This window comes from Pseudochelatococcus lubricantis, assembly GCF_042432495.1.
Taxonomy (GTDB): domain Bacteria; phylum Pseudomonadota; class Alphaproteobacteria; order Rhizobiales; family Beijerinckiaceae; genus Pseudochelatococcus; species Pseudochelatococcus lubricantis.
The window spans coordinates 1-762 of record NZ_JBHLXC010000017.1; the positions used below are offsets into that span (position 1 = coordinate 1).

General features: G+C 66.1%; 1 protein-coding gene. It reads left to right on the top strand.

Translation table 11 applies throughout. The features are described from left to right. Nucleotides 1–762, top strand: a 762-nt coding sequence (locus ACFFJ7_RS18930; protein ID WP_377594467.1) for a VCBS domain-containing protein, incomplete at both ends; no start/stop codon positions are given.

The window sequence follows — 762 nt, forward strand, 5'->3', positions numbered from 1 at the left end:
CGAACGGCGCGCTGGTGTCCAGCCCGACCGTGACGACGGCCAAGGGCACGCTGACCGTCACGGCCTACGATCCGGTCACGGGCAAGGTAACTTACAGCTACACGCTGACCGACGACCAGACGCACGCCGCCGGGCAGGGCGACAACAGCACGACCGGACCGCTGTTCGACGACCTGGACGTGGTGCTGACGGACTACGACAACCAGCCCGCGTCCGGTACCCTGAGCGTGAAGATTGTCGACGACGTGCCGGATGCGAAGAACGACACGGACACGGTGAAGGCCGGCACGCAGAGCGAGACGGGTAACGTCATCACCGGCGTAGGCACGAACGAAGGCCCCGGCGGTCTGGGCACGGACGTCAAGGGCGCCGACGGCGCGACCGTGACGCAGATCGAGTCGGCGACGGGCGGCACGAAGGCCGTCTCGACCACCGGCACGACGGAAATCGACGGCCAGTACGGCAAGCTGAAGATCGCTGCTGACGGCTCCTACACCTACACGCGCGACGCTGGCACGCCCGGCAACGTCGATGACGTTTTCACCTACACGCTGAAGGACGGCGACGGTGACGCGGATACGGCCAAGCTGACGATCAAGATCGAGAACGGCACGCCGACGATCACTGACCTGACGCCGAAGGCGAGTGGCGGCGACACGACGGTCTACGAGGACGGTCTGCCGGACGGCTCCTTGCCCACGACTGACCGTGAGACCAACACGGGCGATTTCACGATCACCTCTCCGGACGGCGTCAAGTCGC